At 47.1% G+C, this 19,986-nt stretch carries 17 protein-coding genes; 6 read left to right on the top strand and 11 right to left on the bottom strand.

Features of this window, described 5'->3' with window-relative positions; translation table 11 throughout:
• Positions 1–68 precede the first annotated feature (68 nt).
• Positions 69–872, bottom strand: a complete 804-nt coding sequence (locus tag BMZ72_RS12410) for a DUF4382 domain-containing protein (RefSeq protein ID WP_255373188.1) — start codon at positions 870–872, stop codon at positions 69–71.
• 643 nt (positions 873–1,515) lie between these two features.
• Complete coding sequence (locus BMZ72_RS37185; RefSeq protein WP_012789688.1) at positions 1,516–1,737, bottom strand: PspC domain-containing protein; 222 nt, start codon at positions 1,735–1,737, stop codon at positions 1,516–1,518.
• A gap of 230 nt (positions 1,738–1,967) precedes the next feature.
• On the opposite strand from BMZ72_RS37185, the gene BMZ72_RS12420 reads away from it, so the two are divergent.
• Positions 1,968–4,241: an aconitate hydratase gene (locus tag BMZ72_RS12420; RefSeq protein WP_089808699.1), complete on the top strand. Its 2,274-nt coding sequence runs from the start codon at positions 1,968–1,970 to the stop codon at positions 4,239–4,241.
• Between the two features lie 71 nt (positions 4,242–4,312).
• Positions 4,313–4,942, top strand: a complete 630-nt coding sequence (locus BMZ72_RS12425; protein WP_089808701.1) for an HD domain-containing protein — start codon at positions 4,313–4,315, stop codon at positions 4,940–4,942.
• A gap of 5 nt (positions 4,943–4,947) precedes the next feature.
• Here the strand turns inward: BMZ72_RS12425 and BMZ72_RS12430 are convergent, their stop codons facing one another.
• Both BMZ72_RS12430 and BMZ72_RS12435 read right to left on the bottom strand, forming a co-directional pair.
• A complete protein-coding gene (locus BMZ72_RS12430) occupies positions 4,948–6,054 on the bottom strand; it encodes a DUF4421 domain-containing protein (RefSeq protein WP_177222775.1) in 1,107 nt (368 codons plus the stop codon).
• A 39-nt stretch (positions 6,055–6,093) separates the two neighbouring features.
• Positions 6,094–6,585 carry a metallophosphoesterase family protein gene (locus tag BMZ72_RS12435; protein WP_089808706.1) on the bottom strand — a complete coding sequence of 164 codons (492 nt, stop codon included), beginning with the start codon at positions 6,583–6,585 and terminating at the stop codon, positions 6,094–6,096.
• 67 nt (positions 6,586–6,652) lie between these two features.
• On the opposite strand from BMZ72_RS12435, the gene purU reads away from it, so the two are divergent.
• Positions 6,653–7,516, top strand: a complete 864-nt coding sequence (gene purU / locus BMZ72_RS12440; protein ID WP_089808708.1) for a formyltetrahydrofolate deformylase — start codon at positions 6,653–6,655, stop codon at positions 7,514–7,516.
• A 139-nt stretch (positions 7,517–7,655) separates the two neighbouring features.
• Here purU and BMZ72_RS12445 read toward each other — a convergent pair whose 3' ends face one another.
• Together BMZ72_RS12445 and hutG are read right to left on the bottom strand one after the other, a co-directional pair.
• Positions 7,656–8,255 (bottom strand): hypothetical protein, encoded by a 600-nt coding sequence (locus BMZ72_RS12445; RefSeq protein WP_089808710.1) that lies wholly within the window; start codon positions 8,253–8,255, stop codon positions 7,656–7,658.
• A 137-nt stretch (positions 8,256–8,392) separates the two neighbouring features.
• The gene (gene hutG / locus BMZ72_RS12450) at positions 8,393–9,394 is read right to left on the bottom strand and encodes a formimidoylglutamase (RefSeq protein WP_089808712.1); all 1,002 of its coding nucleotides are present in this window, start codon (positions 9,392–9,394) and stop codon (positions 8,393–8,395) included.
• Between the two features lie 420 nt (positions 9,395–9,814).
• Between hutG and BMZ72_RS12455 the strand changes: the two genes are divergently transcribed.
• Positions 9,815–12,061 (top strand): cellulase family glycosylhydrolase, encoded by a 2,247-nt coding sequence (locus BMZ72_RS12455; protein WP_089808714.1) that lies wholly within the window; start codon positions 9,815–9,817, stop codon positions 12,059–12,061.
• An 87-nt stretch (positions 12,062–12,148) separates the two neighbouring features.
• Here BMZ72_RS12455 and hutI read toward each other — a convergent pair whose 3' ends face one another.
• From hutI to BMZ72_RS12480, 5 genes are all read right to left on the bottom strand, one after another.
• On the bottom strand, positions 12,149–13,375 hold the full coding sequence (hutI, locus tag BMZ72_RS12460) for an imidazolonepropionase (RefSeq protein WP_089808716.1): 1,227 nt from the start codon (positions 13,373–13,375) through the stop codon (positions 12,149–12,151).
• Between the two features lie 3 nt (positions 13,376–13,378).
• Positions 13,379–15,043: a urocanate hydratase gene (hutU, locus tag BMZ72_RS12465; RefSeq protein ID WP_089808718.1), complete on the bottom strand. Its 1,665-nt coding sequence runs from the start codon at positions 15,041–15,043 to the stop codon at positions 13,379–13,381.
• Complete coding sequence (gene hutH / locus BMZ72_RS12470) at positions 15,021–16,589, bottom strand: histidine ammonia-lyase (protein WP_089808721.1); 1,569 nt, start codon at positions 16,587–16,589, stop codon at positions 15,021–15,023. Before hutH ends, hutU begins: the two co-directional genes overlap by 23 nt.
• Positions 16,590–16,611: 22 nt before the next feature.
• Entirely contained in the window at positions 16,612–17,097 is a 486-nt protein-coding gene (locus BMZ72_RS12475; protein WP_089808722.1) for a MarR family winged helix-turn-helix transcriptional regulator, read from the bottom strand.
• 102 nt (positions 17,098–17,199) lie between these two features.
• Positions 17,200–17,589 carry an SET domain-containing protein gene (locus BMZ72_RS12480; RefSeq protein ID WP_089808724.1) on the bottom strand — a complete coding sequence of 130 codons (390 nt, stop codon included), beginning with the start codon at positions 17,587–17,589 and terminating at the stop codon, positions 17,200–17,202.
• 96 nt (positions 17,590–17,685) lie between these two features.
• Here BMZ72_RS12480 and BMZ72_RS12485 point away from each other — a divergent pair, with 96 nt between their 5' ends.
• The gene (locus tag BMZ72_RS12485; protein ID WP_089808726.1) at positions 17,686–18,555 is read left to right on the top strand and encodes a bestrophin family protein; all 870 of its coding nucleotides are present in this window, start codon (positions 17,686–17,688) and stop codon (positions 18,553–18,555) included.
• A gap of 49 nt (positions 18,556–18,604) precedes the next feature.
• The gene (gene mgtE / locus BMZ72_RS12490) at positions 18,605–19,981 is read left to right on the top strand and encodes a magnesium transporter (RefSeq protein ID WP_089808728.1); all 1,377 of its coding nucleotides are present in this window, start codon (positions 18,605–18,607) and stop codon (positions 19,979–19,981) included.
• Positions 19,982–19,986 lie beyond the last annotated feature (5 nt).

A 19,986-nucleotide genomic window follows, 5' to 3' on the forward strand; every position in this document is an offset into this window, starting at 1 on the left:
CAAAAAATCCATCCGCCGCTGGCAGATGGATTTTTTGTTTACACTATTAAAAAGATTGGCTGTTAAGATTAATGTATTAAAGTCAGTGTATCTATTTTCGTTACTTTACCTGTTTCTACTACCACGCTCTGTTTCACTGCTGGTTGCAGCGTAGTATCAACAGAAATATAGTGCAGTGAATAGCTACCCGCAGCGATTCCTTTCAGGATATAAGCGCCACCAATACCGGAATAGGTACTTGCTACCGTATCCTGTCCGTTCAGCACCAATATTGCTGAAGGCAACACTGCCGGCAATACGACGCCCTGAATACTACCTCCCTGTGCTTCCAGTACAGTTCTGATAACAGGTTTCAGGATATATTTCCCTGAATTGCCCGCTTCGTGTATAGATTTTGCCACATCAAAATCCAGTAGCAATCTGTAAAGAATACCGCCTGATACCGGCATGTTGATTTTTAGTTTTACACCGGAAGACTGTCCACTGGGCGTCTGTAACCTGATAGAATCCCCATTGTTGGTCACCACCCAGTTATCATCTCCTAATACAAGTCTGATTTCCTTAATAGTTCCGGAATTGATTTCCGCATCCGCCAGTACAGTGTCCCTGTCATTAACAAGCGTTAACAGGTTATACCGTCCCTTTTTCATGCCAGGCAAAGCCTGCCAGCCATTGTCATCACTATCATTGTAATTGACGTTCACTTCCTGAACATCGATATAAACAGCTTTAAAATCTCCGGGATCATCGGTCAGAGCGACCTGAATACGCGCTTTACCCTGATTGTCATCTTTCGAACAGGCAGACATCAATAACGCGGTACTTAAAAGCAGCATACCACTTGCCAGGTGCTTCAGTGCAGGCATTTTCATTTTTCAGTGTATTTGGTTAAAATTTTATAGTAATTGTACAGGCAAGGTATAGCCGGATTCTAAAGATATATTGAATTTTAAGACGACTTGCAACCTAACTACTTACAATCAATTGAAAATAAATGAGAAAAAAATGTAAAAAAATCTATTCACTCATACTCCGTTCTGGTCTAAAACGCGAAACAGAGGGTGTTCCTGCAGCTTTAATATTTACAAAAGCATCATATGCCGTATAACACATTGTAAATGTTCCCTTTATAAGCCTTCTTCGCTCAAAATAGTGCTAAACGACTAATTTATAATCCCTTATCGCTTTGTTTGCCGCTCTGCAACGAAGGTATACCGTCATTACGCCGCTATCTGTACGCTTAAGAGCGAAGGGGTAACGGCATAATGTAGGCGTAGTAACGTAGTATATCGAAGAAATAAGAAAGAATTATTAAGCTGTAAAGGTATCAGGAGCGGATACTTTGTATCTGCAGAAAAGGAGATATAACACCAGTGAAATGTATAAAAAATGGCAGCAGTTATAGTGATGTATTGTACATATCATCGCATGAGATGCCAATAGCATGTCCCGACGCGGGATGCATCTGTCAATTATTTAAATTGCCCGAGGTTAACTGATAAGCCTGAATGGAAATTATAAGTACCTAAGGGGGTTTCTGCGGGCGTTCAGGATATAATTTTTCATATTAACCCAGAATGCCATGATCATATAAACGATAAGCGGAGAACCCATCGTAACGAATGAGGTATAGATAAAAAACAAGCGGATACGTGAGGTAGCTATCCCAAGCTTATTGCCGATAGCTGTGCAGACCCCAAAGGCCTGCCATTCCACGAAATCTTTAAATCGATTCATATATCAAATTTATTACAATCCCGGGTCAAAAACAAGTCCAAGTTCAGCCCCGGAGTTGGCTGATAGTGCGTTGGCAGTGAATTAGTGGCATTTCCTTTGTGAACCGGTAGGGTAACCGGGCGTTTTGTGTGTCGAGCCTTCGTAGACTGTCGCCTACATGTCTTTTATAAACTGGCTTAATTTAATTAATTTTGCGATGCATTTTCTAATAGGTCAAAAATTTTTTTTCCATGGTGTTTGATATCGAAATGATTAAAAAAGTGTATGCGGCACTGCCGGGTAAGGTGGAAGCTACCCGTAAAATGCTGGGACGCCCGCTCACACTGTCTGAGAAGATTTTATATGCACACTTATATGCTCCAACCACTGCGGCATTTGAGCGTGGAAAATCTTATGTGGAATTTGCACCCGATCGCGTTGCGATGCAGGATGCTACCGCACAGATGGCTCTTTTGCAGTTCATGACCTGTGGTCGTGATAAAGTAGCTGTCCCTTCGACCGTACACTGTGATCACCTTATTCAGGCTAAAACAGGTGCTGCAGAAGACCTGGCAACTGCTGTGGATACTAACAGGGAAGTATACGATTTTCTGTCTTCTATCTCTAACAAATACGGTATCGGTTTCTGGAAACCAGGCGCTGGTATCATTCACCAGGTTGTACTGGAAAACTATGCTTTCCCAGGCGGTCTGATGATCGGAACAGATTCCCATACACCCAATGCCGGTGGTCTGGGCATGCTGGCTATCGGTGTTGGTGGCGCTGATGCAGTAGACGTAATGGCCGGTCTGCCATGGGAGCTGAAAATGCCTAAACTGATCGGTGTAAAACTGACCGGTAAACTGAGTGGCTGGACCTCTCCTAAAGACGTGATCCTGAAAGTTGCAGGTGTACTGACTGTAAAAGGTGGTACAGGCTGCATCGTTGAATACTTCGGTGAAGGCGCTGATAGTCTGAGCGCTACCGGTAAAGGTACGATCTGTAACATGGGTGCGGAAATAGGTGCTACCTGCTCCGTATTCGCCTATGATACCAAGATCGCTGCTTACCTGAATGCAACTGAGCGTCAGGACATCGCAACACTGGCTGATGGCGTAAAAGAACACCTGCGCCCGGATGCGGAAGTCTATGCAGATCCTTCCAAATATTACGATCAGGTGATCGAAATCAACCTGGACGAACTGGAGCCACATGTAAACGGTCCGTTCACACCGGACCTGGCATGGCCTATCTCCAAATTCGCACAGGCAGTAAGGGAAAACAACTGGCCGGAGAAACTGGAAGTTGCCCTGATCGGCTCCTGCACCAACTCTTCTTACGAAGATATCTCCCGCGCTGCTTCCCTGGCGAAACAGGCGGTGGATAAAAACCTCGACGTTAAAGCGGAATATACCATCACACCGGGTTCTGAACTGGTACGTTATACCATCGAAAGAGACGGTCTGTTAAATACATTCGACCAGATCGGCGGTATTGTACTGGCAAACGCCTGCGGCCCCTGTATCGGTCAGTGGGCTCGTCACATCGATGATCCTAACCGTAAAAACTCCATCATCACTTCCTTCAACCGTAACTTTGCGAAAAGGAATGATGGTCTGGCAGCTACGCACGCTTTCGTTGCTTCTCCTGAAATCGTTACTGCTTTCGCCATCGCTGGTGACCTGACGTTCAACCCGCTGACTGACAAGCTGAAAACAAAAGATGGCCAGGAAGTAATGCTGGACGAACCAACCGGTTTCGAACTGCCAACCAGAGGCTTTGATGTAGATGATCCAGGTTACCAGGCGCCTGCTGCTGATGGTAGCGGTGTACAGGTGATCGTATCCCCAACCAGCGACCGTCTGCAACTGCTGGCGCCATTCGCTGCATGGGAAGGTACTGATCTGAAAGGCCTGAAACTGCTGATCAAAGCAAAAGGTAAATGTACCACTGACCACATCTCTATGGCAGGTCCGTGGTTAAAATACCGTGGTCACCTCGACAACATCTCCAACAACATGCTGATCGGTGCGTTGAATGCATACAACGACAAAACTGACAGCGTTAAGAACCAGCTGACCGGCGAATACGCAGGCGTACCTGTTGTACAGCGCGCTTATAAGGCTGCTAACATCGGTTCCGTTGTGGTAGGTGATGAAAACTATGGTGAAGGATCCAGCCGCGAACACGCAGCAATGGAACCACGTCACCTGGGCGTTCGTGCCATCCTGGTGAAATCTTTCGCCCGTATCCACGAAACAAACCTGAAAAAACAGGGTATGCTCGGACTGACCTTCGCTAATAAGGAAGACTACGATAAGATCCTGGAAGATGATACTTTCGATATCCTGGGTCTGACTACTTTCGCGCCTGGTAAACAGCTGACTGTTGTGGCTAACCACAAAGACGGCAGCAAGGACGAAATCGTGGTAAACCACACTTACAATGAACAACAGATCGAGTGGTTCAAATCAGGTGGTGCACTGAACGTGATCCGCGCACAGTTTGCTAAAAAAGCACAATAGCCCCCGGCTATAAATGATAAAGAATCCCGTCTGTCTCGGCAGGCGGGATTTTTATTTTTACCTTTACCCCTATGCAGATAGATACTTTAAACAACGTCTGGAATCAACTCCTGGAACCATATACTAAAAGCCAGGCACTGATAGACCAGGGATTCGAACTGATCACCCGTCAATATTCAGCCGCAGACCGTCATTATCATAACTTACACCATCTCTACGCCCTGCTGCAGTTACAGCTGGAGCATAGCGACCTCATTGCAGACAATGAAAACTTTCTGCTGGCTATTTTCTTCCATGATCTCATTTATGATGTAAAACAGGTCGATAATGAGGAACAAAGCGCTATGGCGGCGGCTGAATTCCTGTTTCAGACCAACTACCCCGCTGCCGATATAGAAGGCGTTATGCACCTTATTCGTGCCACCAAAACGCATGTCAATACAAACGCGCATCCTGACCTGGACTATTTCCTGGACTTTGATCTGTCAATACTGGGTACACCAGCCGACGTCTATGAAGGTTATGCAAAACAGATACGTGAGGAATATAGTATCTACCCTGATGAGGTGTATAACGCAGGCAGAAAGAAGGTATTACAGCATTTCCTGGATCAGCCTTCCATCTTTAAGACAGACGGCTTCCGCGAACAACGCGAAATGATTGCCCGTCAGAACCTGGTGACAGAGCTGCAATCGTTGTAACCCGTTTAGAAAAGCTGTTTCTTCAGTGTAAATCTTCTGGCAAGGCTGATACGGAAATTGCCCGCCCCCACCGTCTGATAGGTATCAGGCACGGGCGACTGACTCCGTGTGGTCAGGTATACATAGTGAATGCCGGCAAAGTAACGGCTGGAGTTATAACCCAGGGATATACGGATATTGTTGTTAAGCTGGATACCGGCTTTTTTCAGATCAACCTGGTTGATCCGGTTCATCACCGTGTAATTCACCCCCAGACTGCCACTTAAAGACAGGGTTGTGAACCAGTGCTGTTTATAGACAAATGTATGTGCATAACCCGCATTGGCAGCACCGCTGAAGATGCGGGTCCTGTAGAAGTTCTCTCCGTTAAAGAAACCGGTTTTCTGAATATAGGAAGGGATCAGGCCTGAGTCGCCTTTCATTCTCACTCCAAAGACCTCTCCACCCACCAGGAAGGAACCGGCGCTCCTTTTCTGGTAATCGTTTTGCAGATAGGCCGCACGGTAGGAAAAGCGTTTCGCATTGAAAACATACTGCACATTAAGTCCGAGATTCACATTTTTTGCATCCGGACGGATCATTTCCACATTATTGGAACCGGCATTGGAGCCGAAGCTGTTGATCAGTCTGCGCGTATTGGCAATATAGTACCCTTCATATATCTGGCCATAGAAATCCACTACCAGTTTACGGGTGTAGATATGCGTCTGGAGGTCCAGCATTTTGGTCTTACCATACTCTCCCCTGTCTTTGTTGATAGCGGGCAGGTTAAAAGCAATATTCACCGCAATAAAGCGATAGTTGACGCCGACACCGACGTTAAAAGGCGTATTGGGACGATATAAAACTTCTTTGGAATTTTTGGAGTTAACGAGGCCATTATCCGTAATACTACCGTCTACGATGCCGTTATCCACGATATCGTAGTTATTGTATTTACGGGAGCCGAAAATGCGAAAAGTGATATCCTTTGTATGCTCTTCGATATAATTGGAATCATTTTCCGTCTCCAGCCATCGGGTAGCTTTTTTAAACAGCGTGGTTCTCTGCTGTGCAGAAACAGCAACACAAAAAAGCAGACACACCGACAATAAAGTTAGCCATCTCAACATCATTTCACAGTTCTAAATATATTATGCATTGCATTCCACTTACTTTGGCAGCTCAATTACCTCCAGCTGACTGATATTTCCTGCTGACAGATCAAACCTCACCAGGGTTTTGACTTTATGCCATCCCTGTATACCGCACGCTCCCGGGTTGATATGCACCAGATTCATAGCGGGGTCGGGCATTACTTTTAATATATGAGAATGCCCGCAAATAAATAATTTGGGTGTATGCTCCTTCAACAGATCCTTGATTCCCGGAGCGTATTTGCCCGGATATCCGCCAATATGCGTCATAAACACCTTCACCTGTTCCACTTCAAAAGGGAGATGCAGCGGATAGCGCACCCGCAGTTCGGCGCCATCAATATTCCCATATACAGCACGGAAGGGCTTAAAAGCCTCCAGTTTATCCGCCAGTTCCAGGTTACCAATGTCTCCGGCATGCCAGATTTCGTCCACTTTTTCGAAATATCTGTATACATCGGGATGGAGATAACTATGGGTATCTGACATCAATCCTATCTTCTTCATGCGTCAAAATTGGGCCCAAAAGTAAAATAACTTTAGTATTTTACTGAGAATATATATACCTATTTTTATGCAGACCGATATTACCGGCAGGTTGCTCATCTGCTGTCCTGACCGGCCCGGCATAGTTGCCGGTGTGTCCCAGTTCCTTTTTACCTGTGGAGCAAACATTCTCGATGCAAGCCAGCACAGCACCGATCCGAAAGAAGGCCTGTTCTTTATGCGTATGGTTTTCCACCTGGAAAACACCCTTGTTACCATGGAAGAACTGGAAAAACAATTCCAGGAAAAGGTAGCCGCTCCCCTGAAAATGGAATGGCGTATTGATTACACTTCTCACCGCAAGAAAATGGCGATCATGGTATCGCGCTACGACCACTGCCTGATGGAATTACTATGGCGCTGGCGCAGCGGGGAATTACCGGTAGATATCCCACTGGTGATCTCCAACCATGAAGACCTGCGAAAACTGACAGAAGATTTTGGTATTCCCTTCCATTATTTGCCCGTAAATGCCGAAAATAAGGCCGAAAGGGAAAAAGAAGCCATTCAGCTGATCCAGGACGCAAAAGCCGATTTTACCGTGCTTGCGCGTTATATGCAGATACTCTCTCCTTCTTTCGTCAGCACATTCCCCGGAAAGATCATCAATATCCATCACTCCTTCCTGCCCGCATTCGCAGGCGCCAATCCGTATAAAAATGCTTATACACGCGGCGTAAAACTGATCGGCGCCACAGCACATTATGTGACAGACGACCTGGATGAAGGGCCGATCATCGATCAGGATGTAGCCCGTGTGAGTCACCGTCATGCGGTCAACGACCTGGTGATGCTGGGACGCGATATCGAAAGACAGGTACTGACAAGAGCCGTAGTAGCACATGTGGAAGACCGGGTGATCGTACATGGCAATAAGACGATCGTATTCTAAATTAACAATTAGGAATTAGGAATTGGTTTCTCTAATTGATTGAAATTATATTAAAAAGGGTGCCGTTATTCAAGCCTGAATAACGGCACCCTTTTTAATATAGAGTAACTCCTTGAATCGTAATTCCTAATTCCTAATTTCATTTCCTCACATACCGTCCAAACGATCTGCCGGCCATTGCATATGACTCTGTAATACGTGCACCGGTGTCAAAGTCCATTCCAAAGGCAATTCTGCCAGGCGCCTTATCCACAGAAACCTTTGCCACCACTTTACTCTTATCAGCCGTCTCAACGATCCAGATCTCTCCATTGATATAAGAATTCTTACGCATCACCCCTACATTAAAACCAGGTTCAACAAAGGTCGTTTTAAAGATCAGCGTATACTTTGCAGCAGGAAAATTACCCGCTTTGATACCATTGGAACCCTCTGTGAACATTTCATTAAATCTTGGTTCAAAACGGGCCGCTCTGTCGGCTTTCCAGGCAGTTGCCCAGGTGTCGCCCTTACCAGCTTCTTTCTTGTTGTATTCGTCTTTCTTCTTCTGGATATAATCATCTTCATTATCGAACTCGCCCACCTTTACATGGTCGTACGTAAATTCTGTGTTAATCTCAGTTTGTTCTTTTAAAACGGCGACATCGCCTTCCTGTACTTTAATTTTCTGGGCACCTGCCAAAAGCGAGGAACATAACATGACAGTAGCTATTACAGCTACTTTTGGGATCAATTTCATGGCAATTTTGTTTTAGTGCTCCAAATATAAAAAAGCCCTGTAAGAAAAGACAATCCCCCGGAAAGAATTGCGGGAAATACGCAACGCGTTACGGGGGATTGTGACAAGATATTGCAGACCGCAACTATATGTTACTACTAATGATAATGCAGATTGCTGATCATTTCAAATAATAAGGCAGCACCCAGTTTCGCAGTACGGTTATCCACATCCAGAGAAGGGTTCAGTTCTGCGATATCAATACCTGCGAGCTTACCACTCTGCAGAATATTGCGGTAACATTCCAGGAACAGACCATCAGGTCTTATACCGTTATAAGCAGTTGCACTTACACCAGGGGCAAAAGCAGCCGAAAATACGTCCAGATCGATGGTGAGGTATACATGGTCCACATCTCTTAAGAACTGACCGATAGCGGCATGTAAAAGCGCTTTATCCTGCAGGTGAAAAGCATCCGCATCCACATATTGCGCATCGAGGTCACCCGCAATACGGAACAGCTGCTGCGTATTACTATTGGCCTGGATACCCAGTGCGAGATAATAAAAAGGCAAACCTTCCAGTTTACAGTCCTGCGCAAGTTGCCAGAACCCTGTACCTGAAGTACTACCCTCCTCTCCTTTCATCCGCAGGTCAAAATGTGCGTCAAAATTCAGCAGTCCCAGTTTCTCGCCACGTTTACGCGCAAGCAGGTGCTGATAAATACCATGCGCATGTCCATAAGTGATCTCATGACCACCACCCAGTAATACCGGCAAATAACCAGCCTTGCGTATAGTCAGCACAGTATCAGATAATGTCTGTTGTGCTTCTTCCAGCAGATTATCCTTACATATCACATCTCCAACATCTGCCAGTATCAGTTCACTGTCAAAATGAACAGGAAAATTGCTACTGGCTGTTCTTAGTGCAGCCGGCCCTTCAGCTGCGCCTACACGGCCTTTATTGCGGCGCACGCCTTCATCACTCGCAAACCCAAGAAATGCTACACCCTGCTGATGTGGCTTTAAGGAAGGCAATGATCCGGTCAACAGGTTCACAGGCGTAACACGCTGGTGCCAGCGCAGTAATTCTTCGTCTGTACCATCTATCCGTCCTGTCCACCCCGCAGGCTGTCTGTAAAAATCTGGCTTCATCATAGAAGACAAAGTTACAATTAGGAATTAAGAATTAGGAATTAGGAATTACATGCGGAAATTGTCTGTCCACAGAAATTCATGTCTGCCAATCAACTTATCATAGAAGCCCCCGTTTTTATTACTTCATAAATCATTCAAAAATTCACCCCCACTCAACTTATCATAAAAGACCTTATTCTATTATCTGGAAGACCATTCACAACAATTCCTAATTCTTAATTCCTAATTTCTTACCTGAGAGCTGCCTATTGATATTTTTCACTATATTGCGCAAACGATTGCATAAAGACCTGTAGCGACTGAACAGCCTATAACCTGTAGCGAAAACCTATGTAGTAACCATATCAATTTCCACCGTATGTAACCATTACAATATCAACATAGTTTTTATTTTTTATCACCCTCAAAACAACTATCCAAATGACAAAGAATGGATCTGCCCTTTCTTTCCGGCTGGCTGCATTTTTACTATGCCTGCTGGGTTTTAGTTCACAAACACATGCACAGACGCCCGTTCAGAAAAACGGTCAGTTGCAGGTGATCGGTACCAAATTATGCAATCAGTATGGCAACCCGATCCAGCTCAGAGGTATGAGCACACACGGTATCCAGTGGTATGGCTGGGGAAGCTGTCTGACAGCCGCTTCACTCGATGCGCTGGCATACGACTGGGGCGCTGACATCCTGCGTATCTCCCTCTATGTACAGGAAGGCGGTTATGAAACCGATCCGACCGGCTTTACCAATCAGGTGAACCGCCTCATAGAAGAAGCCACGGCACGTGGTATGTATGCACTGGTGGACTGGCATCAGCTCACACCAGGCGATCCTAACTACAACCTCGCCAGAGCAAAGACTTTCTTCTCTGCCATCGCCAACACACACAAGAACAAAAACAACATCATCTACGACATTTGTAATGAACCTAACTCGGGTGCTACCTGGGCAAAGATCAAAACCTATGCTGATCAGATGATCCCATTCATACGCGCCATCGACAATGACGCCGTAATACTGGTGGGTACACATGGATGGTCTACCATGGGCCTGTCCGGTGATGGTTCCTTACAGGATATTTTCAACAATCCGCTGACACAGGGTAACCTGATGTATACTTTCCATTTCTATGCAAAAGATCATCGCACCGCTTATCTCAATCAGCTGAACACAGCGTCTGACAGACTGCCTGTATTCGTAACAGAATTCGGTACACAGGAAGCCAGCGGAGACGGTGCGAATGACTTCACCATGGCGCAACAATACATCGATCTGATGGCGCGTAAGAAGATCAGCTGGACCAACTGGAACTACTCTGATGACTTCCGTTCCGGTGCTGTATGGATAACCGGTACCTGCTCGAATGGTCCGTGGACAACCGCCAGACTCAAACCTGCCGGTGCATGGATCCGTGAACGTATCCTGAATCCTGCGGATGATTTCCCGGGAGGTAATGTATGCGTACCTGTATCTGCCAGCGCAAACGATGGTAACGTACCAGCCAACGTACAGGATAATGATTATAACACCCGCTGGTCAGCAGAAGGTGATGGTCAGTGGATACAATTCTGTCTGGACAACACCACCACTGTAAGCGGTGTCAATATCGCCTTCTACAGTGGTACCGTAAGACGTACCTTCTTTGACATCCTGACCAGCACTGATGGCAGCAACTGGGTTTCTGCGGCAACAGGTCTGCAAAGCAGTGGCACTTCCAACGCACTGGAATCATTCACCTTCACACCACGCAGTGCAAAACATGTGCGGATCGTGGGCCATGGTAATAGCGCAAGCGCCTGGAATAGTCTGACAGAAGTACGTATCATTACCTCGTCTTCCACACAACAATCAACACTCGCACCTTTACAGGATGCTTATGTAAGAAACGGTGATTACGCTGCTATTACCCACGGCACTACTGATGCGGCAGTACTGGCATCCAAAATAAATGCTACCGCCACTGCTGGTTACGACAGACAAAGCTTCCTTCGTTTTGATGTAAGTGGTGTAAACAACATCTCTTCTGCCGTATTAAAAGTATATGGTAAAATTGAAGATAACCGCGTAGCCAATCTGCCCATAGGTGTGTATGCAGTCGCTAATACCAGCTGGACAGAAGCTGCGCTCACCTGGAATAACAAACCGGCCACCGGCACAACTGCATTACAGACCACTGTCGTGACTGACTCTGTTGGCAGATACTATTCATGGGATATCACCAACTACGTGCAGACAGAAAAAGCAGCAGGACGTAATGGTATTTCACTGGCCCTGCTGAGCAGCACCGGCGCTGATCCACGTGTGATCTGGAGATCGAAGGAAGCAGGTCTGACAGCGCCACAGCTGGTGATCTCTTCTACAGCATCAGCAGCTAAACTGGCAGCCAGTGCGCCAGAAAAAGCACCGGTAAAACTGGTGACCACACTGACCAGTTATCCAAACCCATTTGATGATAACAGCACCGTAAGCTTCTTCCTGGATAAACCAGCAGATGTATTACTGGCAGTATATGATATCAATGGCAAACAGGTAGCGATCCTGAAACGCGGTCGCCTGGATGCTGGTCAATACAATACCAGCCTCGCAGCAAGTCATCTGCCTAAAGGAGTGTATACGCTGAAGCTTACTTATGGCGAAAAAGCCATTACACGCAAAGTGATCAAACAATAATCATTTCACAACAGCATTTGCCACCACCAAAAAGGGAGCATCAACTGAATGATGCTCCCTTTTTAATATGTTGCCAACTACCAGTACTTACATGATCCGTTCTCCTTCTTTCCAGACTTTGATCGGTTTCATTTTCCCCTGATAGTATAAAATATCACGGTAATCTGCCGTCGGATAGGCCTGCATATCTGCAATAAAACCACTTGCCAGTTGCCCTACATAATTTAGTTGTAATGCTTTCGCTGCGCGGCTTGTCAATGCTGCGAATACTTCTGCTGCTGATAATTTTTCTGCTGCACTTAACACAGCCGCCTGCATCAGCAGATCGCCCATCGGTGCAGACCCCGGATTCCAGTCACTCGCAATAGCCAGGGAGGCGCCTGCGTTCAGCAAACGTCTTGCCGGTGCATAATGCATACCCAGTCCCAAAGAAGCACCAGGTAACACAACAGCGACAATATCAGCCGCAGCCAGTAAAGCAATAGCGGCATCATCACTTGCCTCCAGATGATCCGCTGATAAAGCACCGGCTGCAACAGCTACGGCAGCGCCACCGGTTGAAAACTGATCGGCATGTACAGTAGCTGCAAAACCCATTTCAGCTGCCTGTTGCAGGAAGTGTTTTGAAGCGTTTGCTGAAAAGGCTGTTTCTTCTATGAAGATATCCACACGTTGCGCCAGTTGTTCCGTCTGGACAAGGGGAAGTAACGCAGTCAATATCCATTCAAGATAAGCCTCTTCTGTACCTTCAAAATCCTTCGGACGCATATGCGCTGCCAGACAGGTAGGAATAAGTGTTGCTTTGGTATGACCAGCGGCAGATTGAATCGCACGCAGCATACTGAGTTCACCGTCCATATTCAATCCATATCCGCTTTTCACTTCAATGGTCGTCACGCCTTCATGCAGATGTCTGTTGGCGCGTGCTGCCGTATTCTTCACCAGGGTCTCATGATCTGCCATTCTTGTTTTAGTGACAGAATCCCAGATACCCCCACCTGCGCGCGCAATATCAAGGTATGACTTCCCTCCGATGCGCATCGCATAATCACGATTACGGGTACCGTCAAAACAGATGTGTGTATGACAGTCGAGGAATCCCGGCATCAATACAGCAGGTACTGTAATGTGGGTAACATCACAATCCGGATATTGATGCTGCAATGCTCTGAAATCGCCTGTAGCAATAATTTTACCACCGTCTGTCACAACACCGCCATGCGGAATGATGGTCAGTTGTTCATCCTGCAATGCACCTTTTAAAGGCAGTGCAGTCAGTGGTAATATCTGTGAAAAAGGGCCTATCAGTTCCATAGATCAGATATTGAATTTTCTGGCAGTTGCTTTTGCTTCTTCATACCCTGCATCCGCATGACGGAAGATGCCCAATGCCGGATCATTGAATAATACTCTTTTCAGGCAGGCTTCTGCACGTTCAGAACCATCCGCCAGTACGACCATGCCCGCATGTTGTGAATACCCCATACCCACGCCGCCACCATGATGGAAAGATACCCAGGTGGCGCCGCCGCCTGTATTCGCCATCAGGTTTAACAAGGTCCAGTCAGACACAGCATCCGAGCCATCTTTCATAGCTTCTGTTTCCCTGTTGGGAGATGCAACAGAACCACAATCCAGGTGGTCACGGCCGATCACAATAGGCGCTTTCACCTTACCTGTTCTCACCAGTTCATTAAAGATAAGACCTGCTTTTTCTCTTTCACCGAGTCCCAGCCAGCAGATACGCGCAGGCAATCCCTGGAAGGCTACCTGTGCCTGTGCTTTCTTCAGCCAGTTAATGAGCGCTGTATTCTCCGGAAAGGCTTCCATCAATGCCTTGTCGGTTGTATAAATATCTTCAGGATCGCCGGATAAAGCCACCCATCTGAAAGGGCCTTTCCCTTCACAGAACAATGGGCGGATATAAGCAGGCGTAAATCCGGGGAAGTTGAATGCATTGGGCTCTCCGCCTTCACGTGCAAACTCACGCAGGTTGTTACCATAGTCAAAGGTAATAGCGCCCTTTTCCTGTAAAGCCAGCATAAAGGATACGTGACGGGCCATACTCTTCAAAGAGCGGGCCTTATAATCTGCCGGATCCTTTTTACGTAATGCCGTTGCTTCTTCTAACGACAAACCATTCGGCACATATCCATTGATAGGATCATGCGCAGAGGTCTGGTCAGTCAGTACATCAGGAATAATATTGTCTTTCAGTAAACGTTCCAGCATATCTCCCGCATCACTTACCAGGCCGATAGACAATGCCTCACCTTTGGCTTTAGCATCCATTGCCCAGGCAATCGCTTCTTCGTAGGAGTGTGTAATACGATCGATATAACGAGTGGCCAGACGCTTGCGGATCCGTGATTCATCCACATCTGCGCCCAGGAATACGGCCCCTGCCATGGTTGCTGCCAGTGGCTGTGCGCCACCCATACCACCAATACCGGCAGTCACAAGCAGTTTACCTTTCAGGTCACCATTAAAATGCTGACGACCACAGGCTACAAACGTCTCGTAAGTACCCTGTAAGATCCCCTGCGTTCCGATATAGATCCAGCTACCTGCGGTCATCTGTCCGTACATCATCAATCCTTTTGCACGCAGTTCATTGAAATGTTCCCAGGTAGCCCATTTAGGCACCAGGTTACTATTCGCCAGCATGACACGTGGCGCCTGCGGATGGGTACGTACGACGCCTACAGGTTTGCCTGATTGTACCAGCAAAGAATGGTCTTCGTCCAGTTCCAGCAGGATTTCAATGATCTTCTGTAAGGCTTCTTTGTTACGTGCTGCCTGACCGATACCACCATACACCACCAGTTCATCAGGATTCTCCGCCACTTCTGCATCGAGGTTATTCAACAGCATACGTAAAGGCGCTTCTGTCTGCCAGGAGCGCGCGTGCAGCTGATTGCCACGGGGCGCTTTATAATGCGGGTGTGCCGCATATGTCTTAATAAAGTCCGAACTGTTCATGATAAATACCGTTTAGAGAAAGGTGATTGTCAAGTGCGGCATTGTTAGCCACGTTCACTAAAGATTGATTGGTGATCAGCCCATGCAGCTGTTTGATATCATAAGCAAAGATCCTGTCTTTGGCTGCGAAGGGAACTGTTTCACGTACAAAGGAATGTACAGCTTCCAGGATAGGCCCTGATTGTAAAGGCCGTCTGAAATCCACCGCCTGTGCAGCATAGAGCAGTTCGACTGCCAGTATATATTCCAGGTTATCAATCACCTGGTGCAGTTTACGACCACTGATAGAACCCATGGATACATGGTCTTCCTGACCAAGGGAAGTCGGTACACTATCGGCACTGGCCGGGAAACAAAGGGTCTTATTCTCTGTTACCAGGGCAGCCGTTGTGTATTGTGGTATCATAAAACCGGAATTGAGTCCGGCATCTTCGATCAGGAGTTTTGGCAATCCATAGCGGCCTTCGATCATCATATAACAACGGCGATCGGAGATATTACCCAGTTCTGCTGCGGCGACAGTCGCATAGTCAAGTGGTATCGCCAGCGGCTGACCATGGAAGTTTCCCCCACTGATCGTATCCTCCGCACTAAAGATGATCGGGTTGTCCGTCACTGCATTCAGTTCGATCACAGTCAGTTCCCGCAGGTGATGCCATGCGGTACGGGATGCCCCATGTACCTGAGGCATACAACGCAGGGAATAAGGGTCCTGTACACGACCGCAATCAACGTGAGCCGCCATAATACCGGAGTTTTCCAGCATGGTCTTCAGTCGGTGTGCCACCAGCTGGTTACCGGGGAAGGGTCTGATCGCATGTAAACGCGGATCAAAAGGACGGGCAGTACCCATGAGTCCTTCGAGCGATAATGCGCCAATGATATCAGCAGCTTCCAGTGCATTATGCATACGCTGTAAAGCAGTAACGGCAAAGGAGAGAATGAACTGCGTACCGTTAATAAGCGCCAGTCCTTCTTTAGGACCCAATATAACCGGCTCCAGTTTTTCCGTCTGTAAAACAGCTGCGGAAGGCTGTCGCTGACCTTTATAGTATACCTCTCCAAGACCGATCAGCGGCAGAAAGAGATGTGACAAAGGCGCCAGGTCACCCGAAGCACCAACAGAACCTTTTTCAGGTACCACGGGCGTTACATTATGTTCTATATGCCAGATGATACGTTCGAGCGTAGCCAATGCTACCCCTGAATATCCCTGTGCCAGGGCCTGTACTTTGGTGACCAGCATGACGCGGGCTACCAGTTCGGGGATGGGATTACCAACCCCTACGCTATGACTTTGAAGAATATTGTATTGCAGGGCACGGGTATCTTCTTCGGATATCTTGGTATCGCAGAGCGGCCCGAAGCCTGTATTGATACCATATACGGTGCTGTGAGCGGCGACAATGGTCTGCACGTGGGCAGCGCTGGCCTTAATGCGTTCAGTCACTTCCGGTACCAGTATACCGGAGAGCTTTCCTGACGCGATATCCAGCGCCTTCGCCACGGTGAGCTGATCAATACCGTACTTGAATTGGTGTATCATTGTTGATTGGATTGAGTCGTGATCAGTTTTTCATAGACGCCTGTATCCTTGCGGACAGGGACGTTCCCTGTACAGCGCTTTCCACCTGTCTGATGGCTTCCAGCAGCTGTTTACTTTGTTTGTGCTCTTCCGTCAGTTCTTCCATAGCCGTAGTAATAGCAGTCCAGATGGGCTGTACCTGCTGAAGCAATTCCTCTCCCTGTTTTGTGAGCATCACCAGCTGCCGGCGTCCGTCATCAGGACAGGGGGCGGTGTTCACCAGGCCTTTCTTTTTAAGGTTGGTGATCAGCTGACTGATAGCCGAGTGAGAGACTTCCAGTTGTTCGGCAATGTCGATCAGCGGGATGTTCTGCTGACGGGAAAGGATATAGAAAACCGGGAACCAGCTGGCGTCAAAGGCAATACCAGCCTGTTCATAGACCTTATTGACCTCCATAAGGAAGTATTCACTCAACCGTCTGAGACGGCTGCCAAAAACCAGGTATCCCAGTGATGCGTAAAAGCTCATAGTAAAATTATATAAGCACTTATATATTTTGATACAATAATAAGGAATTTCTCAATTCCTTATTTATTTCTTCGGAAAAGGCGGCTGGGCCTTATTTTCCGGCTATTTCTTTCTGACGTCGAACCAAACCGGCGATGAATCGGTCACATCACCGTTGTAGTTGATACAGAGTTCCTCTCCTTTTTTAATCTCTCTACGGGTGATGATACTCATAGTTTCTTCTTCGAAGTCCATTTCGTACACACAGTTAGGATCGTAAGAGTGATTATAGATGGAACAGAGACCAAGCGCAATGCAGGAACGGGTTTCACGAACACCCCATAAGAAAATGTAATTGTGCAGTTTCGTTTTATCGACAATCTCGGTATCGTCATAGGACAAAACAAGTACAGGCGAGGTTTCTATGCGTGTGCCAGCTGGTATTCTTTCTTTTGTAAACACTCCGCGGCCCTTGCCTTTTGTCTTGTCGACGTATAAATATGGCTTGATCATAATATAATGTAAGGAAGCGTAAAATAAAGGTAAAGCAGGAAGTTATCAAAATCATGTGTAAAATTTTTAGGTTTGCGAAAATGTATACACTTAAATATGATTGATTACAACCCAAAAGCCTGGTTTACTTTTATCTTCCGCTTCCATAAGGCAGACACTGTCCGGAAGCTGTTTCCCATGTTTATAGCCCTGTCTGCCTATTCTGCACTGATCGCATTTCTGGAACTGGAATTACTGAAGCTGTCCCCCAACAGTGATCTGAAACAGATCACCTTGATCCATTCATTACTGGGTTTTGTCATCTCCCTCCTGCTTGTATTCCGCACCAATACGGCCTATGACCGTTGGTGGGAAGGCCGCAAGCTGTGGGGAGCACTGGTGAACAACAGCCGTAACCTGGCACTTAAACTGAATGCCATGTTACCAGCTTCGAATACCGCTTCCCGTGAGTTCTTCCGGATCATGATCCCCAATTATGCCTTTGGTTTGAAGAACCATCTGCGTAACCTGTATAAGCCCGAAGAGTTTCAACAGGCAGATAATATGCAGCTGCAGCAGGATAAACATGTACCTAATCAGATAGCCGGCCAGATCATGGCGCATGTCCATGAACTGTACCGTCAGGGACAGATAAGCGGAGAACAGTTGCTTACGCTGAACTCCGAACTGCTGGCCTTTACGGATATCTGCGGTGCCTGCGAGCGGATCAGGAATACCCCTATTCCTTTTTCCTACAGTGTCTTCATTAAAAAGTTTATCTTTTTCTTTGTAATGACCCTGCCCCTGGGCTACGTATTTACCCTGCACTATCTTATTATACCTGTGGTGGTATTCATTTTCTATGTACTGGCCAGCCTTGAGCTGATCGCGGAAGAGATAGAAGACCCCTTTGGATTTGACGCGAATGACCTGCCTACGGACACGATTTCGACCAATATCCGCAAACATGTAGGAGAGATATTGTAATCTGGACCTCAACTTTCTTTAATTTCGCCTCACTGACAGCATTTGGAATATGGAAAATGAAGTATTACTGGAAAAATTTGAGACGCTGGTCGCTGAGCAGAACTACCCGGAACTGAAAGTGTACCTGGATGACCAGCTTATCACAGACATCGCCGAGCTCATTCACGAGCTGCCGGAGCATGCTGACGTGATCATGAATCAGTTGTCCATAGGCCGTGCTTCTGCAGCATTCAGGATCCTGGAGTTTCATATACAGGAAGACGTGATCCGGGAACTGCCCGCTGCAAAAGTCGCTGAGCTGCTGAATGAACTACCAGCGGATGACCGTACCGCCTTCCTGGGGGAATTACATAGCGACGTGGTAAAAGAGCTGATCAAGCTCCTTGACCCGGAAGAACGTAAGATCACCCTTAGCCTGCTGGGCTATCCTGAAACCAGCGTGGGACGTATCATGACGCCTGAGTACATCGCTGTACGGGAGGAATGGACCGTGAAACAGGTACTACGCTATATCAGGGAATACGGTAAAGACAGTGAGACCATCGACGTGATCTATGTGGTAGACGAAAAGGGAAAACTGATAGATGACTTCCGGATCAGGGAGTTTCTGCTGGTAGCACCCGATACCGTGGTGCATACCCTGATGGATGACCGCTTCGTCGCCTTACATGTCAGCGATGACCAGGAAGAAGCTATCCAGGTGTTCCGTATGGAAAACAGGGTCGCACTACCGGTCGTGGATGACACAGGCATCCTCCTGGGTATCATCACCATCGATGACATCCTCTGGATCGCTAATGAAGAACATACAGAAGACATCCAGCGTATCGGTGGTACCGAGGCACTGGATGAACCATACCTGGATATTCCCCTCCTTAAGCTGATGAAAAAGAGGATCGGCTGGCTGGTTGTACTCTTTATCGGAGAAATGCTGACAGCGACCGCAATGAGCTTCTTTGAGGACGAAATAGCTAAGGCAGTGGTACTGGCCCTCTTTGTACCGCTGATCATCTCCAGTGGTGGTAATAGTGGTTCTCAGGCCTCCACCCTGATCATTCAGGCGATGGCGCTGGGTGAGATCAGTATTGCTGACTGGTGGAAGGTGATGCGCAGAGAGATCATCTCCGGCCTGTTGCTGGGCAGTGTGTTAGGGTTGATCGGATTTATCCGTATCCTGTTGTGGAATGCCTTCTTTCATACCTACGGCGATCATACTATACTGATCGGCTTAACAGTAGGTATTTCGTTGATCGGGGTCGTACTATGGGGAACGCTTTCAGGCTCTATGCTGCCATTGCTCCTGAAAAAGCTGGGGGCAGATCCGGCTACGTCATCAGCGCCCTTTGTGGCGACACTGGTAGACGTGACTGGTTTGCTGATCTATTTCTCAGTAGCTTATACGCTGTTGAAGGGAGTAATGCTCTGATAAAA

This window comes from Chitinophaga sp. YR627, assembly GCF_900114995.1.
GTDB lineage: Bacteria > Bacteroidota > Bacteroidia > Chitinophagales > Chitinophagaceae > Chitinophaga.